Source organism: Deltaproteobacteria bacterium (genome assembly GCA_016213065.1).
Classification (GTDB): Bacteria; UBA10199; UBA10199; order SPLOWO2-01-44-7; family SPLOWO2-01-44-7; genus JACRBV01.
In genome coordinates this window covers 1-2285 of sequence record JACRBV010000115.1, presented here as the reverse complement: position 1 = coordinate 2285, position 2285 = coordinate 1, and the positions used below count along the sequence as shown (strand labels likewise).

The window sequence follows — 2285 nt, the reverse complement described above, 5'->3', positions numbered from 1 at the left end:
CGGGTCGACCCGTCGGGCCCGCTTATCGCTCAGCGATTTTTGCTTTTGATCCCGATAAGGTAAAAATCGCCTCCGCGAAACCCCCAAATCCCCTCCACACAACTTTTCCACCACGTCATTTTTTAATTCTCCGTAAAGAGCTCCGCCTGTGCCGGCGTAAATTAATTTGGAGACCTCGTATTTTCTGGCGAGTTCTAGCAAGTTGATGGCGCCGATAATGTTGATCTGGGCATCTTTTTGCGGATTGCTGATGGAAGTGCGTACGTCAATCTGAGCGGCGTGGTGATTCACTAAGGAGGGTCTCTCCTCCTTGAAAATGGCGTCGAGTTTTTCCAAATTGCAAATATCTTCTTGATAGAACTTGGCTTTTTTAGGAATGTTTGTTTTTGCTCCTGTTGAGAGGTTGTCGACAATAACAACTTCGTGTCCTTCCTCTATATATAGGTCGGTAATATTGGAGGCGATAAAACCAGCACCTCCTGTAATAAGAATTTTCTGTTTTTTCAGTGTCATGGGTTTTGTTTGTCAAAAATTTGACGTGCTGGTGTCAAAAATGCCTGATTTTGTGAGGGACAGATAAAAAAATAAAGATATTGTTTAATCATTTCAGCAAGTTATAATTTAAACGCAGTCATTTTTGTTGGCATGTCGTTTGCTTGCTTAAAGCATGGTGGATAAGGGGATGTCAAGGTTCGGCTTTGCCGAACCGCGAAGCAAACTCGAAAAGTTTGCGGAGTAGGATAGACAATATGAAAAAGGAGGAATTTGAAGATCAATACCGCTTTAAGTTTACACGTCTGATTGCCGAGGGGGGGATGGGAAATATTTACGAATCGATCCTCTACGGCGCTGAAGGGTTTGAAAAACGGGTCGCTATCAAAATGATCCGTGAAGAGTACACCAACATGAAAGATTTCGTGGGTCTCTTCATTGGAGAGGCCAAATTGGTTGCCGACTTGGTTCATCAAAATATCGTTCAAATTTACAAATTGGGAAAAGTGGACGGCGGTTTTTATATTGCGATGGAATATGTTCATGGTGTGAATTTGCGTGATTTGATGAACCGGCACGCGGACCTCGGCACAAAAATTCCTGTGGAGTTAGGTGCTTTTATTATCAGCCGCGTGTGTCGCGGTTTGGAATATGCCCATTCGAAAACCGATCCGGATGGTCAACCGCTTTTTGTTGTCCACCGCGATATCAATCCCAACAATTTGATGCTTGCCACAGAAGGCGAAGTCAAAATCACCGATTTTGGTGTGGCCAAGGCGGCCCATTTTATGGAGGACAAAGAGGGTTCCGTCATTATGGGTAAAGCGCCCTACATGTCTCCGGAACAGGCGAAGGGAAAAATTACTGATAAGCGTTCCGATCTTTTTTCTCTGGGAATTGTGATGTATGAATTGTTAACCGGAGAATCTCTTTTTAACACGGGAGTGGATGCAAAAGAGATTATGGAAAATGTCTGCTCTCAGGCCATTCCCTCCCCCCGGGAAAAAAACCCCGAAATTCCTGAAGATCTGGAAAGAATTGTTTTGAAAGCTCTTGAGCGCGATATTGACAAACGCTATGCCGACGCGGGGAAGATGGGTTACGACTTGGAATATTTCATGTACCACAAAGGTTATGGTCCCACCATTTTAACACTGGAAAAACATCTGAGACTTTTATTCCCCGATTTGTATCTTCATAAACCTCACAAGGAAAAAAGCAAAGAAGGAACGGTCGCCATCAGTTCCCGCCGATGGAATCCTTGAAAAATTAATCTGGTTCCACAAGACCACAGGCAATGCGTGTTCCTGAATTTCCGGAGGGGTCGGTTGTGTAATCGTCTCTGTCGGCATGAATGACGAGGGATGTTCCTCCCGGATGAAATAGAGAGTTGGGGCCCGGACCCAGAGTTACATCATCATCGATTAAAATTCCCTCCGCTTTGCCGTTTTCTTTTACTTCCAGATTGACAATATCCCCAGCATGCCAGCCTTTGGAATTTTGCATGCCATGCTGTTTGTGTTTCGGATTCACTACCGTCCGGTTTAATTTCTTTTCAATCTTGGTCTGACATTCGGGAAGTCCTGTATTCAAGCCCTTCACGGGCGATGTTGCCTTCACATTTTTTAGGGATATGATTTGATTTGGAATCTGAAAAAACCCCGCCCCCCGTCATTTTCAAGGAGCTGTCAAATAAAAAAGCCTGCTCTCCGGGCACATTTTCTGATACTGCGAAATTGATTTTCCCGATCAAATTTCACAACCAGAGAAAGGAGAACAGGCTTATGGCAAAT

At 44.3% G+C, this 2285-nt stretch carries 3 protein-coding genes; 1 reads left to right on the top strand and 2 read right to left on the bottom strand.

Features of this window, described 5'->3' with window-relative positions:
- Nucleotides 1-513 (bottom strand): NAD-dependent epimerase/dehydratase family protein (locus HY877_06650; GenBank protein MBI5299949.1); only part of this gene is annotated, 513 nt, incomplete at its 3' end.
- Between the two features lie 236 nt (nucleotides 514-749).
- Here HY877_06650 and HY877_06645 point away from each other — a divergent pair.
- The gene (locus HY877_06645) at nucleotides 750-1757 is read left to right on the top strand and encodes a serine/threonine protein kinase (protein MBI5299948.1); all 1008 of its coding nucleotides are present in this window, start codon (nucleotides 750-752) and stop codon (nucleotides 1755-1757) included.
- A gap of 4 nt (nucleotides 1758-1761) precedes the next feature.
- Here the strand turns inward: HY877_06645 and HY877_06640 are convergent, their stop codons facing one another.
- The gene (locus HY877_06640; GenBank protein MBI5299947.1) at nucleotides 1762-2142 is read right to left on the bottom strand and encodes a superoxide dismutase family protein; all 381 of its coding nucleotides are present in this window, start codon (nucleotides 2140-2142) and stop codon (nucleotides 1762-1764) included.
- Between the last annotated feature and the right edge of the window lie 143 nt (nucleotides 2143-2285).

What these genes read in the sequence shown, in the direction of transcription:
- HY877_06645 (MBI5299948.1), top strand. Translation starts at nt 750, where the DNA reads ATGAAAAAGGAGGAATTTGAAGATCAATACCGCTTTAAGTTTACACGT.